Below are 13,511 nucleotides of genomic sequence, written 5' to 3'. Positions count from 1 at the left end.
CCTCTATTGATTCGACTGTCCACCCTTGATTCAATGTCTGTCAATCTTGATTCGATCAATGTCGCCGGGGCGAGGAGACGATGGACGAACTGACGACGCGCGAGGCCGCCGAGCGGCTGGGCGTGAAGCCCGAGACCCTCTACGCCTACGTCAGCCGCGGCCTGCTGAGCAGCCGCAGGGCGCCGGGAGGCCGCGGCAGCCGGTTCGACGCCCGCGAGGTCGACGCGCTCGCCCGCCGCCACCGCCGCCCGCACGCCGCGGCCGTCGCGGAGGACGGTGGGGCCCCGGGCGCCACCCCGGTCCGTACCGGCATCACGCTCATCGAGCGCGACCGGTACTTCTTCCGCGGCGTCGACGCCACCGCACTGGCCGCCGCGTACGGCTACGAGGAGGTCGCCGACTGGCTCTGGACCGGCCGGCTCACCCCCGGCGTCCGCTTCACGGCGCCTTGCGAGCTGCTGGCCGCCGCCACCGCCGCCGTCGCCGCGCTCCCCGCCCACGCCGGCCCCGTCGACCGGCTGCGGGCCGCGGTGGTCGCCGCCGCCGCGGCCGACCCGCTGCGCTTCGACCTCGCCGACGACGCCGTCCGCGCCACCGCCCGCGGCGTGGTCGCCACCATGGCCGCCGCACTCCCCCTGGCCGGCACCGCACACGCCCCGTCCGCCCCCGTGGCGCGCAGGCTGTGGGCGCGGCTGACGGCGCTGCCGCCCGACTCCGGGTCCGTACGCTGCCTGGACACCGCGCTCACCCTGCTCATCGACCACGATCTGGCCGCCTCCACCCTCGCCACCCGCGTCGCCGCCTCCGCCCGCGCGCACCCGTACGCCGTCGTCACCACGGGCCTCGGCGCCCTCGACGGCCCGCTGCACGGCGCCGCGAGCGGCCTGGCACACCGGATGCTCGCCGAGGCGCTGGCGCGCGGCAGCGCCGCCGCCGTGGTCTCCGACCACCTGCGCGCGGGGCGCCGCGTCCCGGGCCTGGGGCATCGTCTGTACGCGGCGGCGGACCCGCGCGCGGAGGCGCTGTTCGCGCTGCTGGACGGCATCCCGCGGGCCGCCGCGGCGCTGGCCGCCGCGCGCGAGGTCGCCGACATCACCGCGCGGCACGTCTCCGTGCGGCCGAACATCGACCTGGCGCTGGCCGTGCTGTCGGTGTCGGCGGAGATGCCGGCGGAGGCGGGCGAGACGGTGTTCGCGGTGGCACGCACGGCCGGCTGGATCGCGCACGCGCTGGAGGAGTACGCCGAGCGCCCCCTGCGCATGCGGCCGAGCGGCCACTACACCGGCCCGCCCCCGGAACAACCCCTCCCATAGGGAGCTTTCTGGATCATGTGCCCCCCTCCGTTACATGCTCGCAATGACCGGGGCGGAGACACGCGCGTAGACCGGTGGCAGGATGCGGAATCCCAGTAGCACCTCACCAGCGCAGACCTGCCCAGGAGGCATCGTGTCGTACCGCCCCCCGCTGCCGCTCATAGCCATCGGCGCGGCGGCCGTACTCCTCGCCGGGTGCAGCAGCACCGAGAAGTCCGGGGAGAGCGGCGACGTGTCGCTCGTCGAGAGCGGCAAGCTCCTCAACTGCACCGGACTGCCCTACGAGCCCTTCGAGTACAAGGACAAGAAGAGCGACGACATCGTCGGCTTCGACATCGAGCTGATCGATCTCGTCGCGAAGGAGCTGGACGTCAAGCAGGAAGTCATCGACACGCCCTTCGAAGGCATCGAGTCCGGGGCGGTCTTCGCCTCCAACAAGTGCGACCTGTCCGCGGCCGGGATGACCATCACCGACGAGCGGAAGAAGAAGTTCGCCTTCTCCGACCCGTACTTCGACGCCACCCAGGCGCTGGCGACGAAGAAGGGCTCCGGCCTCGACTCGCTGGAGGCGCTGAAGGGCAAGCGGCTCGGCGTGCAGATGGACACCACGGGCCAGATGTACGCGGAGGACAACGTCCAGGGCGCCGAGGTCAAGGACTACGAGGACCTCGGGCTGCAGTTGCAGGCACTGGAGGGCGGGCAGGTCCAGGCCGCCATCAACGACAACGGCGTGCTCTACGACTGGGTCAAGGACCGCCCGGACTTCGAGGTCTCCACGGAGTTCGACACCGGCGAGAAGTACGGCATCGGCGTCGGCAAGGACAACGCGGAACTGCTGAAGGTGATCAACGACGTCCTCGCGAAGGCGAAGGACGACGGCACCTACGACAAGATCTACCAGAAGTGGTTCGGCGAGGCGCCCCAGTGAAGGAGCCCGCCACCAAGCCCGCCGCCGGCTCCCGGTCCCTGACGCGCCGTCAGCGGGCGAAGCTGGCCCGCGGCGCGCAGTACGGGGCGCTGCTCGCCGCGGCCGCCGCGGTCGGCCTGCTGGCCGACTGGGGTGAGGTCAAGGACGCGTTCTTCAACCTCGACGTGGCGCGCGACCAGTTCCCCGACGTCATCACCACCGCGCTCGTCAACACCGTCACGTACACGGCCCTCGGCTTCGCCTTCGGCCTGGCGCTCGGCCTGCTGCTGGCGCTGATGAAGCTGTCGTCGGTGGCGCCGAACCGGTGGCTGGCGACGGTGTACATCGAGCTCTTCCGCGGCGTGCCCGCGCTGCTGGTGTTCATCGCCCTGGGCTACGGCGTGCCGCTGGCCTTCCAGGTGAACATCAACCTGCTCGTCACCACGATGCTCGCGCTCGGCCTGGTCGGCGCCGCGTACATGGCGGAGACCATCCGCGCGGGCATCCAGGCCGTGCCGAAGGGGCAGGTGGAGGCGGCCCGGTCGCTGGGCATGTCACAGACGCGGGCGATGATCACCATCGTGATCCCGCAGGCGTTCCGGATCGTGCTGCCGCCGCTGACGAACGAGCTGATCCTGCTCACCAAGGACTCCTCGCTCGTCTACGTGCTGGGGCTGACGGTGGACGAGCAGGAGCTGACGAAGTTCGGGCGGGACGCGCTCAACGACAACCTGAGCCTGACGCCGATCCTCGTCGCGGGACTGTGCTACCTCATCATCACCATCCCCCTCGGGCACCTCGTCCGGCGGCTAGAGGCGAAGGCGGCGAAGGCCAGGTGACCACGGTGGACAAGTCCGCGGACAAGACGGCCCCGGGCACGCAGGCCATCACCGTCGAAGGGCTGCACAAGTCGTTCGGTGATCTGGAGGTGCTCGGCGGCATCGACCTGACCGTCGCGCGCGGCGAGGTGGTGTGCGTCATCGGCCCCTCGGGTTCCGGCAAGTCGACGCTGCTGCGCTGCGTGAACATGCTGGAGGTGCCGAGCGCGGGGCGGATCTCCGTGGCCGGCGCCGAAGTCACCGACCCGGACGTCGACATCGACCGGGTGCGGCGCCGGATCGGCATGGTCTTCCAGTCGTTCAACCTCTTCCCGCATCTGACCGTGCTGGACAACCTGACCATCGCGCAGCGCCGGGTGCTGCGCCGCAGCAGGTCGCAGGCGGAGGAGGTGGCGCGGGCCAACCTCGTGCGGGTGGGGCTCACGGACAAGGAGAGGTCGTATCCGGCGCAGTTGTCCGGCGGCCAGCAGCAGCGGGTGGCGATCGCGCGGGCGTTGTCGATGGAGCCGGAGCTGATGCTCTTCGACGAGCCGACCTCGGCGCTCGACCCGGAGCTGGTCGGCGACGTGCTGGCGGTGATGCGGCACCTCGCGGACGAGGGCATGACCATGCTGGTGGTCACGCACGAGATGAGCTTCGCGCGGGAGGTGGCGGACCGGGTGGTGTTCATGGACGAGGGCGCCATCGTGGAGCAGGGGGTGCCGGAGCAGGTGATCGGCAACCCGCAGCACCGGCGGACGCGGACGTTCCTGGCCCGGGTGCTGGACCCGGCGGCGGCGGAGGTCGGGGAGCTGTAGCGGCGCCGGCCTGCTGCCGCCGGGCGGTTTCCGGCGCTGCCCACTGCCGTCCGCCGTGTCGTGCTGCCGTTTGCCGCCGTCCGTCGGCGGTCGCCGCCGCCTGCCTCCGTGCGGCTCAGGGCGCGGCCGGTTCGCCGCGGAACTCGTCGAAGAAGCGCCGCACGGCCGCCGAGGCGTCGTACGCGTCGCTGCCCCTGCCGTCGGCGTGCCCGCCGGTGATCGGGTCCGGGGTGCCCGGCCAGGCGTGCCCGAGGGGCGCGACGGCGACGAGGCGTACCGGTTCGCGGCCTGCGGCGTCGCGGTAACGGAACTCCGTGACGCCGGGTGCGGGTTCGGTCCGTACGGGCTCCCCCGCGCAGCCCGCCGCCGTGGCCCAGCGGGCGACGGCGCCGGGCACGGGCTCGTCCCAGCGGGGGCCGGCGGCGCCGTGGTACGGGTTGATGTCGTCGCGCAGGCCGTGAACGGCGAGCATCGGCGGGGCGGCATCGTCCGGGCCGCCCGGCCGGCGGACGCCGCCGATGCAGGCCACCGACGCGAGGCGGTCGCCGAAGGCGGCGGCCGCGTGGCTCGCGAGCCGGGCGCCGCCGGAGAAGCCGGCCAGGTGGCGGCGGGCGGGGTCGATGTCCAGCATGCCGTCGAGGGTGTCGAGCAGCGCGCCGAGGAAGGCGACGTCGTCGACGTCGACGGCCTCGTCCCGTATGTCTTCCTCCATCGCCAGTGGGAGGCCGGGCAGCGACCAGGCCCAGCCGCCCTGGTAGGACAGCGACCCCTGGGGTGCGGCCACGGCGTATCCGCGGGCGGCCAGTCCGCCGAGGCCGCTGCCGCGCAGTTGGGCGGCGGGGCCGAGGCCGCTGGAGTGCAGATCGACGACGAGGGGCGCGGGGTCCGTACGGAGGGCGTCATCCGCGCCGGTGCCGGACCCGGGGCCGTGTTCTGGCCCGCGCTCGGGCCGGAGCAGGAGGAAGCGGCGGCGGTGCCCGCGAAACGTCAACTCGTGCCGCTCGGCACGCCGTACGGTCTCCACCCTGGTCGTCATGACGATCGATCCTACGGCGGCGGGCGGGGCGGCGGGCCGCGGCCCAGGAGACCCCCTACGGCAGCAGCTCGGTCGGGATGTCCTCCGGGCTCAGACCGCTGGGCAGGTCTTCGAGGTCCATACCGCTGGGCAGCAGTTCGGTCGGGATGTCCTCGGGGAGCTTCGGGTCGTCGGAGGGACTGGCGGACGGGCTCTCGCTCGGCGGCGGCGTGCAGGCGCAGGGCTGGTCCTTGTTCCCGTCGTCGTCGCTGACGAGCGCGTACGTCACGCCGACGCCGCCGACGAGCACCACGACCGCCCCGGCCACCGCCAGCCACCGCTTGCTGCCGTTCCGGACGCGGGGCGGCGGGGGTGGCGCGGGCCAGTGCTGGGTACTGCCGGCCGGGGGTGTGTGGTCCGGCGGCGGGGCGTCTGCGGGCGGCGGGAAGCTCATGGCCCCAGCATCGCCCGCGGTGGCGGCGGAAGGGATGGCTCCGCCGGGGTCGTGACACGGTTGCGACACTCCGCCGCCGGTCAGCGGGCTGGAGGGGGGGCGCGTACGGGGGTGCCGGATCCCGTCTGCGGCCGGGGGCCCGGTCGTGTACGCGGCCGGTGGCCCCGCGTCGTGCGATCGCGTCCGTACCGGTGTGACGCGGTGTCGTCGGCGAGGGCGCCTACCCTTGGGCGGGTGTGAGGGGGATGCGGGGTCCGGGGACACCGGTCGGCGCGGGACCCGGCGACGCCGGTCCGCACCGGACCCGGCGTCGCCGGTGCGTACGGGATCCGGTGACGCCGGTCCGTACGCCCCCCCTCGCGGGCCTCAGACGCCCAGCAGGTGGTCCATCGCGAGCTGGTCCAGGTGCTCGAAGGCCATGCCGCGCTGCGCCGCGGCCTCCGGGTCGAAGTCCTCGTACGCGCCGCGGTCGGCGAGCAGCCCGGCGAGGCCGGAGTCGTCGGCGGTCGGCTGCGCCAACTGGTCCAGGCGCGACGCGCGCAGCGCCTCCTGCACGGCCGGGTCGGCGCGGAAGGCGGCGGCGCGCTCCTTGAGGATGAGGTAGTTGCGCATGCAGCCCGCGGCCGACGCCCACACCCCCTCCTTGTCCTCGGTGCGCGGCGGCTTGAAGTCGAAGGTCTTCGGACCCGCGTAGCCGGCCGTCTCCAGCAGGTCCACCAGCCAGAACGCGGCCCGCACGTCCCCGGCGCCGAAGCGCAGGTCCTGGTCGTACTTGATGCCGTTCTGGCCGTTGAGGTCGATGTGGAACAGCTTCTCCGCCCACAGGGCCTGCGCGATGCCGTGCGGGAAGTTGAGCCCGGCCATCTGCTCGTGCCCGACCTCGGGGTTGACGCCGTAGAGCTCGGGGCGCTCCAGCCGCTCGATGAAGGCCAGCACGTGGCCGACGGTGGGCAGCAGGATGTCGCCGCGCGGCTCGTTGGGCTTCGGCTCGATGGCGAAGCGCAGGTCGTAGCCCTGCCCGGTGACGTACTCGCCGAGCAGGTCGAAAGCCTCCTTCATCCGGTCGAGCGCGACGCGCACGTCCTTCGCCGCGCCGGACTCGGCGCCCTCGCGACCGCCCCAGGCGACGTAGACCTTCGCTCCCAGCTCCACCGCCAGGTCGATGTTGCGCATCGTCTTGCGCAGCGCGTAGCGGCGGACGTCGCGGTCGTTGGCGGTGAAGGCCCCGTCCTTGAAGACGGGGTGGGTGAAGAGGTTCGTGGTGGCCGCGGGGACGGCCATCCCGGTGGCGTCGAGCGCCTGCCGGAAGCGCTTGACGTGCGACTCGCGCTCGGTCTCGGAGGCGCCGAAGGGGATCAGGTCGTCGTCGTGGAACGTGACACCGTACGCGCCGAGATCCGCCAGCCGGCGGACGCTCTCCGCCGGGTCGAGCGGCGCGCGGGTCGCGTCGCCGAAGGGGTCACGGCCCTGCCAGCCGACGGTCCACAGACCGAAACTGAACTTGTCCTCGGGGGTGGGCGTGAACGACATGGCGGCTCCTTCGGCGGATCTATTTCGTAAGGCCGCTTTACAAAATAGGATGCCGACCGGGTCGGAGGGAAGAGCCGGCCCACGAGTCGCGGAGGACAAAGCATGGGGCCCCTCGTCATCGGCGTCGACAGTTCGACGCAGTCCACCAAGGCGCTGGTCGTCGACAGCGAGACCGGGCAGGTGGTGGCGCACGGCCAGGCCGCGCACGCCGTCAGCACCGGCGGCCGGCGGGAAAACGATCCGGAACAGTGGTGGGAGGCGCTCGGCACCGCGCTGGCCGCCTGCGGCGAGCCTGCGCGCGAGGCCGCCGCCATCGCCGTCGGCGCACAGCAGCACGGGCTCGTGACGCTGGACGCCGGCGGGCGTCCGGTGCGTCCCGCGCTGCTCTGGAACGACGTGCGCTCCGCGGCGCAGCGCGACCGGCTGGTCACGGAGCTGGGCGGGCCGAAGGGCTGGGCGGAGCGCACCGGCAGCGTGCCGGCCGCCTCCTTCACCGTCACCAAGTGGGCGTGGCTCACCGAGCAGGAGCCGGACTCCGCCGCCGCCACCGCCGCCGTCCGGCTGCCGCACGACTACCTCACCGAGCGGCTCACCGGCGAGGCCGTCACCGACCGCGGCGACGCCTCGGGCACCGGCTGGTGGGACGCGGCGACGGAGACGTACGACACCGCGACGCTGGACCACGTCGGGCTCTCCCCCGACCTGCTGCCGCGCGTGCTGCGCCCGGGCACCGCGGCCGGCACCGTGCGCGGGGACGACCTGCCCGTACCCCGCGGCGCCCTGGTCGCACCCGGCACCGGCGACAACATGGCCGCCGCCCTGGGGCTGGGCCTCGCCCCCGGGCAGCCGGTGCTCAGCCTCGGCACCTCCGGCACCGTGTACGCCGTCTCCGGGCACCGCCCCGCCGACCCGACCGGCACCGTCGCCGGCTTCGCCGACGCGCGCGGCGACTGGCTGCCGCTGGCCTGCACCCTCAACTGCACGCAGGCGGTGGACCGGATCGCGGCGCTGCTCGGCCGCTTCCGCGAGGAGGTCCGGCCCGGCGGCACCGCCGTCGTGCTGCCCTTCCTCGACGGCGAGCGCACCCCCGACCTGCCGCACGCCTCGGGCCTCATCCACGGGCTGCGCCACGACACCACCCCGGGCCAGGTGCTCCAGGCCGCGTACGACGGCGCCGTGCACGCCCTGCTGACGGCGCTGGCGGAGGTCTCCGGGCCGGACGCCGACCCCGACGCGCCGCTGCTGCTCATCGGCGGCGGGGCGCAGGGCGCGGCGTGGCGCGAAACGGTGCTGCGGCTCTCGGGCCGTGCGGTGCAGGTGCCGCGGGCGCAGGAGCTGGTCGCCCTCGGTGCGGCGGCGCAGGCGGCGGGCCTGCTGCTGGAGGAGGACGCCGCGGCCGTGGCCCGGCGCTGGAGCACGGCGGAGGGGCGCACGTACGAGCCGGTGGAGCGGGACGACGCGACGCTGGAGCGGATCAGCGCGGTCCTCGCCGACGCGGGCACGCTGCTGCGCCGGGCGGTCTGAGGGGCGTACGGACCGGGGCGCGGTTCACCCTGCGCGGACGAGCGTGACGCCCGCCGCCGCGCAGCGCCCCTCCAGGTCCGCCGGTGCCTCGGCGTCGGTCACCAGCGTCCAGCCCCGGGGCAGCCGGGTCCAGGCAGGTGCGTCGTCGACGGCCAGCTTCGTCGCGTCGGCCAGGACCACCACGCGCTGCGCCCGGGAGGCGACGCGCTCCTTGACGGCCGTCTCCTCCAGCGTCGGCTCGCCCACGCCGCGTTCGGGGGCGACCGCGTCCGCGCCGAGGAACGCCACCGAGAACGACAGCCGGTCCAGCGCCAGGTCGGTGAGCGGGCCGACCAGGCCGTGGCTGAGCGGGCGCACGGTGCCGCCGAGCATCACCACGTCGATGTCCGGCGCGCCGGCGAGCAGTTGAGCGGTCTCCAGGCCGCGGGTGACCACGACGCTGCCGCCGGCGGGCGCGTCGGCGTCGAGCAACTGGCGGGCGAGCGCCGCGCACGTGGTGCCCGCGTCGACGAACACCGCGCCGCTTGCCGGCACCAGCGCCAGCGCCGACTCCGCGATGGCGGCCTTCGCGTGCAGCCGTACCAGCGCGCTCTCCCCCACCGGCCGCTCGGCGAACGCCTCGGGCACCAGCGCGCCACCGTACGTGCGCGTCACCCGGCCGCCTTCGGTGAGCCGGCCCAGGTCACGCCGCACGGTCGAGGGGGACACGGCGAGCGCCGCGGCCAACTCCTCCACCTGCGTGGTGCCTTCGCGGAGCAGCCTCAGCAGGGCTTCGTGCCGCTCGCGCGTACCGCGGCGCGCCGTCGGGTGGGCCACACGTGCCTCCGTCTGTCGTCTCGTCCGCCCGCGGCGGATCCCGCGGGCGGACGGGTGGGTCAGCCGTACGTCCGGCGGATCCGCTCCGCGAAGGGGCTGTAGTCCACGCCCGCGAGATACGCCGAGAGCATTGTGCCGTGATCGGCCCGGCCGCTGCCCGCGATATCGAAGGCGGTGCCGTGGTCGACGGACGTGCGCAGGATCGGCAGCCCGACGGTCACGGAGATGGTGCCGTCGAAGTCGTAGGTCTTGGCGGGGATGTGGCCCTGGTCGTGGAAGTGGGACAGCACGCCGTCGTAGCGGCCGGTCAGGCCCTGGTGGAACACCGAGTCCGCGGGGACGGGCCCGCTGACGTCCAGTCCCTCGGCGCGGGCCGCCTCCACGGCGGGGGCGATGTGGACGATCTCCTCGTCGCCGAACGCGCCGTTCTCGCCGCCGTGCGGATTGATCGCGGCGACGGCCAGCCGGGGCGACTCGGTGCCGAAGACCCGGAGCGCGGTGACGGCCTCGCGGATCGACGTGCCGACGCGCTCCGCGGTGATCTGGTCGAGCGCGGTGCGCAGCGCCACGTGCCGGGTGGTGAAGAAGATGCGCAGATGATGGCCCTCGGCCGCGGTGTTGCGCACGACGAACATGGTGTCCTGGCGGGTCACGCCGGTCAGCTCGCCGAGCATCTCGGTGTGCCCGAGGTGCTGGGAGCCGGCCTTCCAGATGGCCTCCTTGTTGATGGGGCCGGTGACGATCCCGGAGACCTTGCCGTCGAGGGCGGCGCGGGTGGCGACCTCGATGGCGGTGACGGCGGCACGGCCCGCGCGGGCGTCGACCCTGCCCCACTCCGGTACGTCCGCGCCGAGTTCGCCGGTGTCGAAGACGTCGATGACGCCGGGGCCCGCGGGCTCGGCGTCGAAGCCGCTCACCGCGCGCACCTCGGTGTCCAGGCCGGCGGCACGGGCGCCGCGGCGCAGCGCCTCGGCGTCGCCGACGGCGACGCCGTGGTGCCCGGTCTGCCCGGCGACCTCGGCGAGGGTGCGCGCCGTGATCTCGGGGCCGATCCCGACGGGGTCGCCGAGGGTGACGGCGAGGACGGGGCGGGTCATCGGTGGTTCCTCCTCGTGGTGCGGTGGCGCGGTGCGCCCGCCGTACGGTGTGGTGCGGCCGGCCCGGTCTCCTCGGGCCTGCCGGTGTACTCGGGGTTCAGGTCTTCACTGTTCACGGTGGTCCCCGTCGTCCGGGGTCACCACGTCAACGTCTTCCTGCGGCCGGAACGTGCCGCCGGGCGGCGGCCGCCGCCCGGCGCAGGTGGGCGACGCAGGTGACGGTGGTGTCGGCGCCGCCGATCAGGCCGCCCTTGGTGACGACCGGCAGCCCGGCCCAGTCGCCGCCGACGAAGCTGCCGGCGACCGCCAGCGGCTCCAGTTCCTCCTCGACGTCGAGCCCGGCAGCGCCCAGCGACGCGAACAGGGCGGCCGAGACGTCGCCGCCGGTGGCGAAGAGGCCGTCGACGGGCTGTCGTTCGAGGGCGATACGGACCGCGCGGGCCAGCTCCGCCGGCAGCCGCGCCGCGTCCGCGGGGTCGAGGGTGGCGACGTCGGCCTCCTCCAGCACGGTCGCGAGCAGCACGACCTCGCCGGGGCCCGCGGCGGCCAGCTCCACCGCCAGCACCCCGGCGGTGGCGGCCGGCTCGGGGACGGGCGAGCCGGCCGCGGTGACCGGGCGGACGACGCGCACGGGCTCGGCGGCCCGCAGCCGGGCGAGCTGGGTGCGGGTCAGCGCGGTCGCCGAACCGGAGACGGCGAGCACCGGGGCGCCCGCGGCACGGCCGGTGATGCCGAGTGCGCGCGCCAGGGCCACCGCGCCGGGGCCCGAGTCGACGCCGGTCCACACGATCTCGTCCCCGCCGGCGGCGACGGCCGCCGCGGCCGTGCGCTCCAGGTGCTCGACCGTCAGCGCGTCGGTGACGACCACGTCGGCGCCTTCGGCGATCGCCTTCTCCAGACGGGCCTGGAGCGTCCCGGCCTCGGCGGTGACCACCGACAGCGGCACACGGGCGATCCGCAGGTCGGCCTGGCGCCGCAGCAGCTCCGCGACGTCCGAGGTGGGCACGGGCGAGCGCGGGTCGCGGGCCAGCTCGGTCTCCTCCAGCCGGACGCCGTCGAGCAGTTGGGTGCCCTGCACGGTGTGCCTGCCCGCCTCGGGGTGGGCCGGTACGCACAGCGCCACGGCCCGCCTGCCGGAGGCCGCGCGCACGGCCTCCAGCAGGGCCTCGGTGGAGGCGCCGACGTTGCCGCGGAGGGTGGAGTCGACGCGGTTGCTGACCAGTTCGGCCGGCCAGCCGGCCCGTACGGCGCCGGCCACCCGGCGGGCCGCCTCGCCGGGCGGGCAGTGCCGGCTGTCGGTGCTGACCACCACGGCGTCGAACCGCTCCGCGAGCCCGGCGAGGACCTCCGGCGCCTGGTCGGCGCCGACGGTGACGGCGCGCAGCCCGGCCCGGGCGAAGCCCGCGGCCGTGGCGTTCGCGCCCGTCAGGTCGTCCGCGGCGACCAGCACGGCCGCCCGGCGGCCCGTACCCCGCGCCTGCCCCGGCCCGGTTCCCGGACCGTTCGCGGGTGCGGTCGGCTGCATGGTCACAGGAACGTGCTCGCGACCAGCAGCAGCGGCAGCGACCCGAGCCACACCGCGGTGGTGATGCCCGACCAGCCGCGGATGGCGGCGACGCCGTCCAGGCCGGTGAAGCGGGTCACGACCCAGAAGTACGAGTCGTTGAAGTAGCTGAAGACCATCGAGCCGGCGCAGCAGGCGAGCGCGGCGAGCAGCGCGGAGATCCCGAGTCCGGAGACGAGCGGCGCGGTCACGGACGCGGCGGTGATCATCGCCACCGTGCCGGAGCCCTGGGCGACCCGCACCAGCGAGGCGATGAGGAACGGCACCAGCACGCCCGGCAGGCTCCAGGAGGAGATGGCCTCGGCCAGTTCGTCGCCCACGCCGGTGTCGCGCAGGACCTGGCCGAGGGCGCCGCCCGCGCCGGTGATGAGGATGATGAGCCCGGCGGACGCCGCCGCCTCGGAGAGCCAGCCGCCGACCTGGGTGCGGGTCGTCCAGCGGGGCAGCAGCACGTAGACCGCGAGCACGATGCCGATCAGGAGCGCCACGACCGGGCTGCCGATGAAGGCCAGGGCCTTGGGCAGCGGCGAGGGCTCGTAGTCGTCGGAGCCCACCGCTCCCTGGTTGTTCTGGTCGATGGCGGAGGCCACCGTGTTGGCGACGATGAGCAGCAGCGGCACCACCAGGGGCAGCACGGCGAGTCCGGCGTTCATCCGGTGCGGCTTGGCACCGGGCGGCGGGGTGCCCAGCGCGGCGGCCGGGTCGCGCTCCGGCTCCGGGCCGTCCGGCTCGTCGCTCACGGACAGGTCGGCCGGAGCGCCCGCGGCGCCCGGACCGCCGCCGGCGCCGACGGTGACCGCGGCCTTGCCGTACACGGCCTCGCGGACCTCGTCCGAGACCTCGCTCTCCAGCTTCGGCCCTATCCAGCGCGCGTACCCGATCACGATGGGCAGCAGCACCACGGAGAAGGCCAGGCCCGCCAGCACCAGCGCGCCGAGCTCGGCGTCGAGAATGCCGGCCACGCCCAGCGGTCCGGGCGTCGGCGGCACCAGGTGGTGGGTGAGGGTCATGCCGCAGCCGAGCGCGAGGGCGAGCGTCACGTACCCTGCGCGCTTCACGCGGGCTATGGAGCGGGCCAGCGGATTCATGATCACGTAGCCGGAGTCGCAGAACACGGGGACCGAGACGACCGCGCCGGTCGTCCCCATCGCCCACGGCTCCCGGCCCTTGCCGAAGGCCCTGACGAACATCCTGGCCAGTGCGTCCGCGGCGCCGGAGACCTCGAGGATCTTGCCCAGGCCCACGCCCAGACCGATCACGATGCCGATGGACCCCAGCGTCGAGCCGAAGCCGGCGGTGATCGAATCGAGGATGTCCGTGGCGGGCGCACCCGCGACGAAGCCCGTCACCAGTGAGGCGACCAGCAGTGCGACGAAGGCGTCGAGCCTGGTACGCAGCACGATGACGATGATCGTGGCGATACCTAGCACGAGCGCCGCCAAAAGCTGAAGATCCACGCCGATCCTCCTCCGACTTTGCTGTGGATGTCCGTGCGGACACGCACATCATGCAGACATGACCTGCGTGAAACAAGCAGTCCGACCAAGATTTTCTGCGCAGTTCGCGCAACTATGGGTTTCGGCCCTGTCACCCATGCTCCGGCAGCGGACCACCAGGCCGTAGGGTCGTCGTGCCCGAGCCCCGCGTGACGGTCA

12 protein-coding genes are annotated in these 13,511 nt (G+C 74.2%); 5 read left to right on the top strand and 7 right to left on the bottom strand.

What is annotated here, in order from left to right; all coding sequences use genetic code 11:
• The first annotated feature begins 80 nt into the window (after positions 1–80).
• From I003_RS0101220 to I003_RS0101200, 4 genes are all read left to right on the top strand, one after another.
• Complete coding sequence (locus I003_RS0101220) at positions 81–1,313, top strand: citrate synthase (protein WP_027769805.1); 1,233 nt, start codon at positions 81–83, stop codon at positions 1,311–1,313.
• A 133-nt stretch (positions 1,314–1,446) separates the two neighbouring features.
• Entirely contained in the window at positions 1,447–2,241 is a 795-nt protein-coding gene (locus I003_RS0101210; protein ID WP_027769804.1) for a basic amino acid ABC transporter substrate-binding protein, read from the top strand.
• On the top strand, positions 2,238–3,059 hold the full coding sequence (locus I003_RS0101205) for an amino acid ABC transporter permease (protein ID WP_051368048.1): 822 nt from the start codon (positions 2,238–2,240) through the stop codon (positions 3,057–3,059). Before I003_RS0101210 ends, I003_RS0101205 begins: the two co-directional genes overlap by 4 nt.
• A gap of 5 nt (positions 3,060–3,064) precedes the next feature.
• On the top strand, positions 3,065–3,856 hold the full coding sequence (locus tag I003_RS0101200; protein ID WP_027769802.1) for an amino acid ABC transporter ATP-binding protein: 792 nt from the start codon (positions 3,065–3,067) through the stop codon (positions 3,854–3,856).
• A 115-nt stretch (positions 3,857–3,971) separates the two neighbouring features.
• On the opposite strand, the gene I003_RS0101195 is transcribed toward I003_RS0101200, so the two are convergent.
• The 3 genes from I003_RS0101195 to xylA all read right to left on the bottom strand — a co-directional run bounded on the left by I003_RS0101195 (position 3,972) and on the right by xylA (position 6,855).
• A complete protein-coding gene (locus tag I003_RS0101195) occupies positions 3,972–4,892 on the bottom strand; it encodes a hypothetical protein (protein WP_027769801.1) in 921 nt (306 codons plus the stop codon).
• A 55-nt stretch (positions 4,893–4,947) separates the two neighbouring features.
• Positions 4,948–5,325 (bottom strand): hypothetical protein, encoded by a 378-nt coding sequence (locus tag I003_RS31295; RefSeq protein ID WP_486584040.1) that lies wholly within the window; start codon positions 5,323–5,325, stop codon positions 4,948–4,950.
• A 366-nt stretch (positions 5,326–5,691) separates the two neighbouring features.
• On the bottom strand, positions 5,692–6,855 hold the full coding sequence (gene xylA, locus I003_RS0101185) for a xylose isomerase (RefSeq protein WP_027769800.1): 1,164 nt from the start codon (positions 6,853–6,855) through the stop codon (positions 5,692–5,694).
• Positions 6,856–6,957: 102 nt separating this feature from the next.
• On the opposite strand from xylA, the gene xylB reads away from it, so the two are divergent.
• Positions 6,958–8,379, top strand: coding sequence for a xylulokinase (gene xylB / locus I003_RS0101180; protein WP_027769799.1), 1,422 nt, complete (start codon positions 6,958–6,960; stop codon positions 8,377–8,379).
• Positions 8,380–8,403: 24 nt separating this feature from the next.
• Here the strand turns inward: xylB and I003_RS0101175 are convergent, their stop codons facing one another.
• The 4 genes from I003_RS0101175 to I003_RS0101160 all read right to left on the bottom strand — a co-directional run bounded on the left by I003_RS0101175 (position 8,404) and on the right by I003_RS0101160 (position 13,313).
• Positions 8,404–9,195 (bottom strand): DeoR/GlpR family DNA-binding transcription regulator, encoded by a 792-nt coding sequence (locus I003_RS0101175; protein WP_027769798.1) that lies wholly within the window; start codon positions 9,193–9,195, stop codon positions 8,404–8,406.
• A gap of 59 nt (positions 9,196–9,254) precedes the next feature.
• Positions 9,255–10,292 carry a 4-hydroxythreonine-4-phosphate dehydrogenase PdxA gene (gene pdxA, locus I003_RS0101170; protein ID WP_027769797.1) on the bottom strand — a complete coding sequence of 346 codons (1,038 nt, stop codon included), beginning with the start codon at positions 10,290–10,292 and terminating at the stop codon, positions 9,255–9,257.
• A gap of 145 nt (positions 10,293–10,437) precedes the next feature.
• Positions 10,438–11,817: a four-carbon acid sugar kinase family protein gene (locus tag I003_RS0101165; RefSeq protein WP_051368059.1), complete on the bottom strand. Its 1,380-nt coding sequence runs from the start codon at positions 11,815–11,817 to the stop codon at positions 10,438–10,440.
• Positions 11,818–11,819: 2 nt separating this feature from the next.
• Positions 11,820–13,313, bottom strand: coding sequence for a GntT/GntP/DsdX family permease (locus tag I003_RS0101160; RefSeq protein ID WP_027769795.1), 1,494 nt, complete (start codon positions 13,311–13,313; stop codon positions 11,820–11,822).
• Between the last annotated feature and the right edge of the window lie 198 nt (positions 13,314–13,511).

It is taken from the genome of Streptomyces sp. CNQ329 (assembly GCF_000482585.1).
The sequence above is the reverse complement of the archived record's forward strand: the minus strand, read 5'-3'. Positions and strand labels throughout refer to the sequence as shown.

What these genes read in the sequence shown, in the direction of transcription:
- pdxA (WP_027769797.1), bottom strand. Translation starts at nt 10,292, where the DNA reads ATGACCCGCCCCGTCCTCGCCGTCACCCTCGGCGACCCCGTCGGGATC.
- xylB (WP_027769799.1), top strand. Translation starts at nt 6,958, where the DNA reads ATGGGGCCCCTCGTCATCGGCGTCGACAGTTCGACGCAGTCCACCAAG.
- I003_RS0101220 (WP_027769805.1), top strand. Translation starts at nt 81, where the DNA reads ATGGACGAACTGACGACGCGCGAGGCCGCCGAGCGGCTGGGCGTGAAG.
- xylA (WP_027769800.1), bottom strand. Translation starts at nt 6,855, where the DNA reads ATGTCGTTCACGCCCACCCCCGAGGACAAGTTCAGTTTCGGTCTGTGG.
- I003_RS31295 (WP_486584040.1), bottom strand. Translation starts at nt 5,325, where the DNA reads ATGAGCTTCCCGCCGCCCGCAGACGCCCCGCCGCCGGACCACACACCC.
- I003_RS0101165 (WP_051368059.1), bottom strand. Translation starts at nt 11,817, where the DNA reads ATGCAGCCGACCGCACCCGCGAACGGTCCGGGAACCGGGCCGGGGCAG.
- I003_RS0101195 (WP_027769801.1), bottom strand. Translation starts at nt 4,892, where the DNA reads ATGACGACCAGGGTGGAGACCGTACGGCGTGCCGAGCGGCACGAGTTG.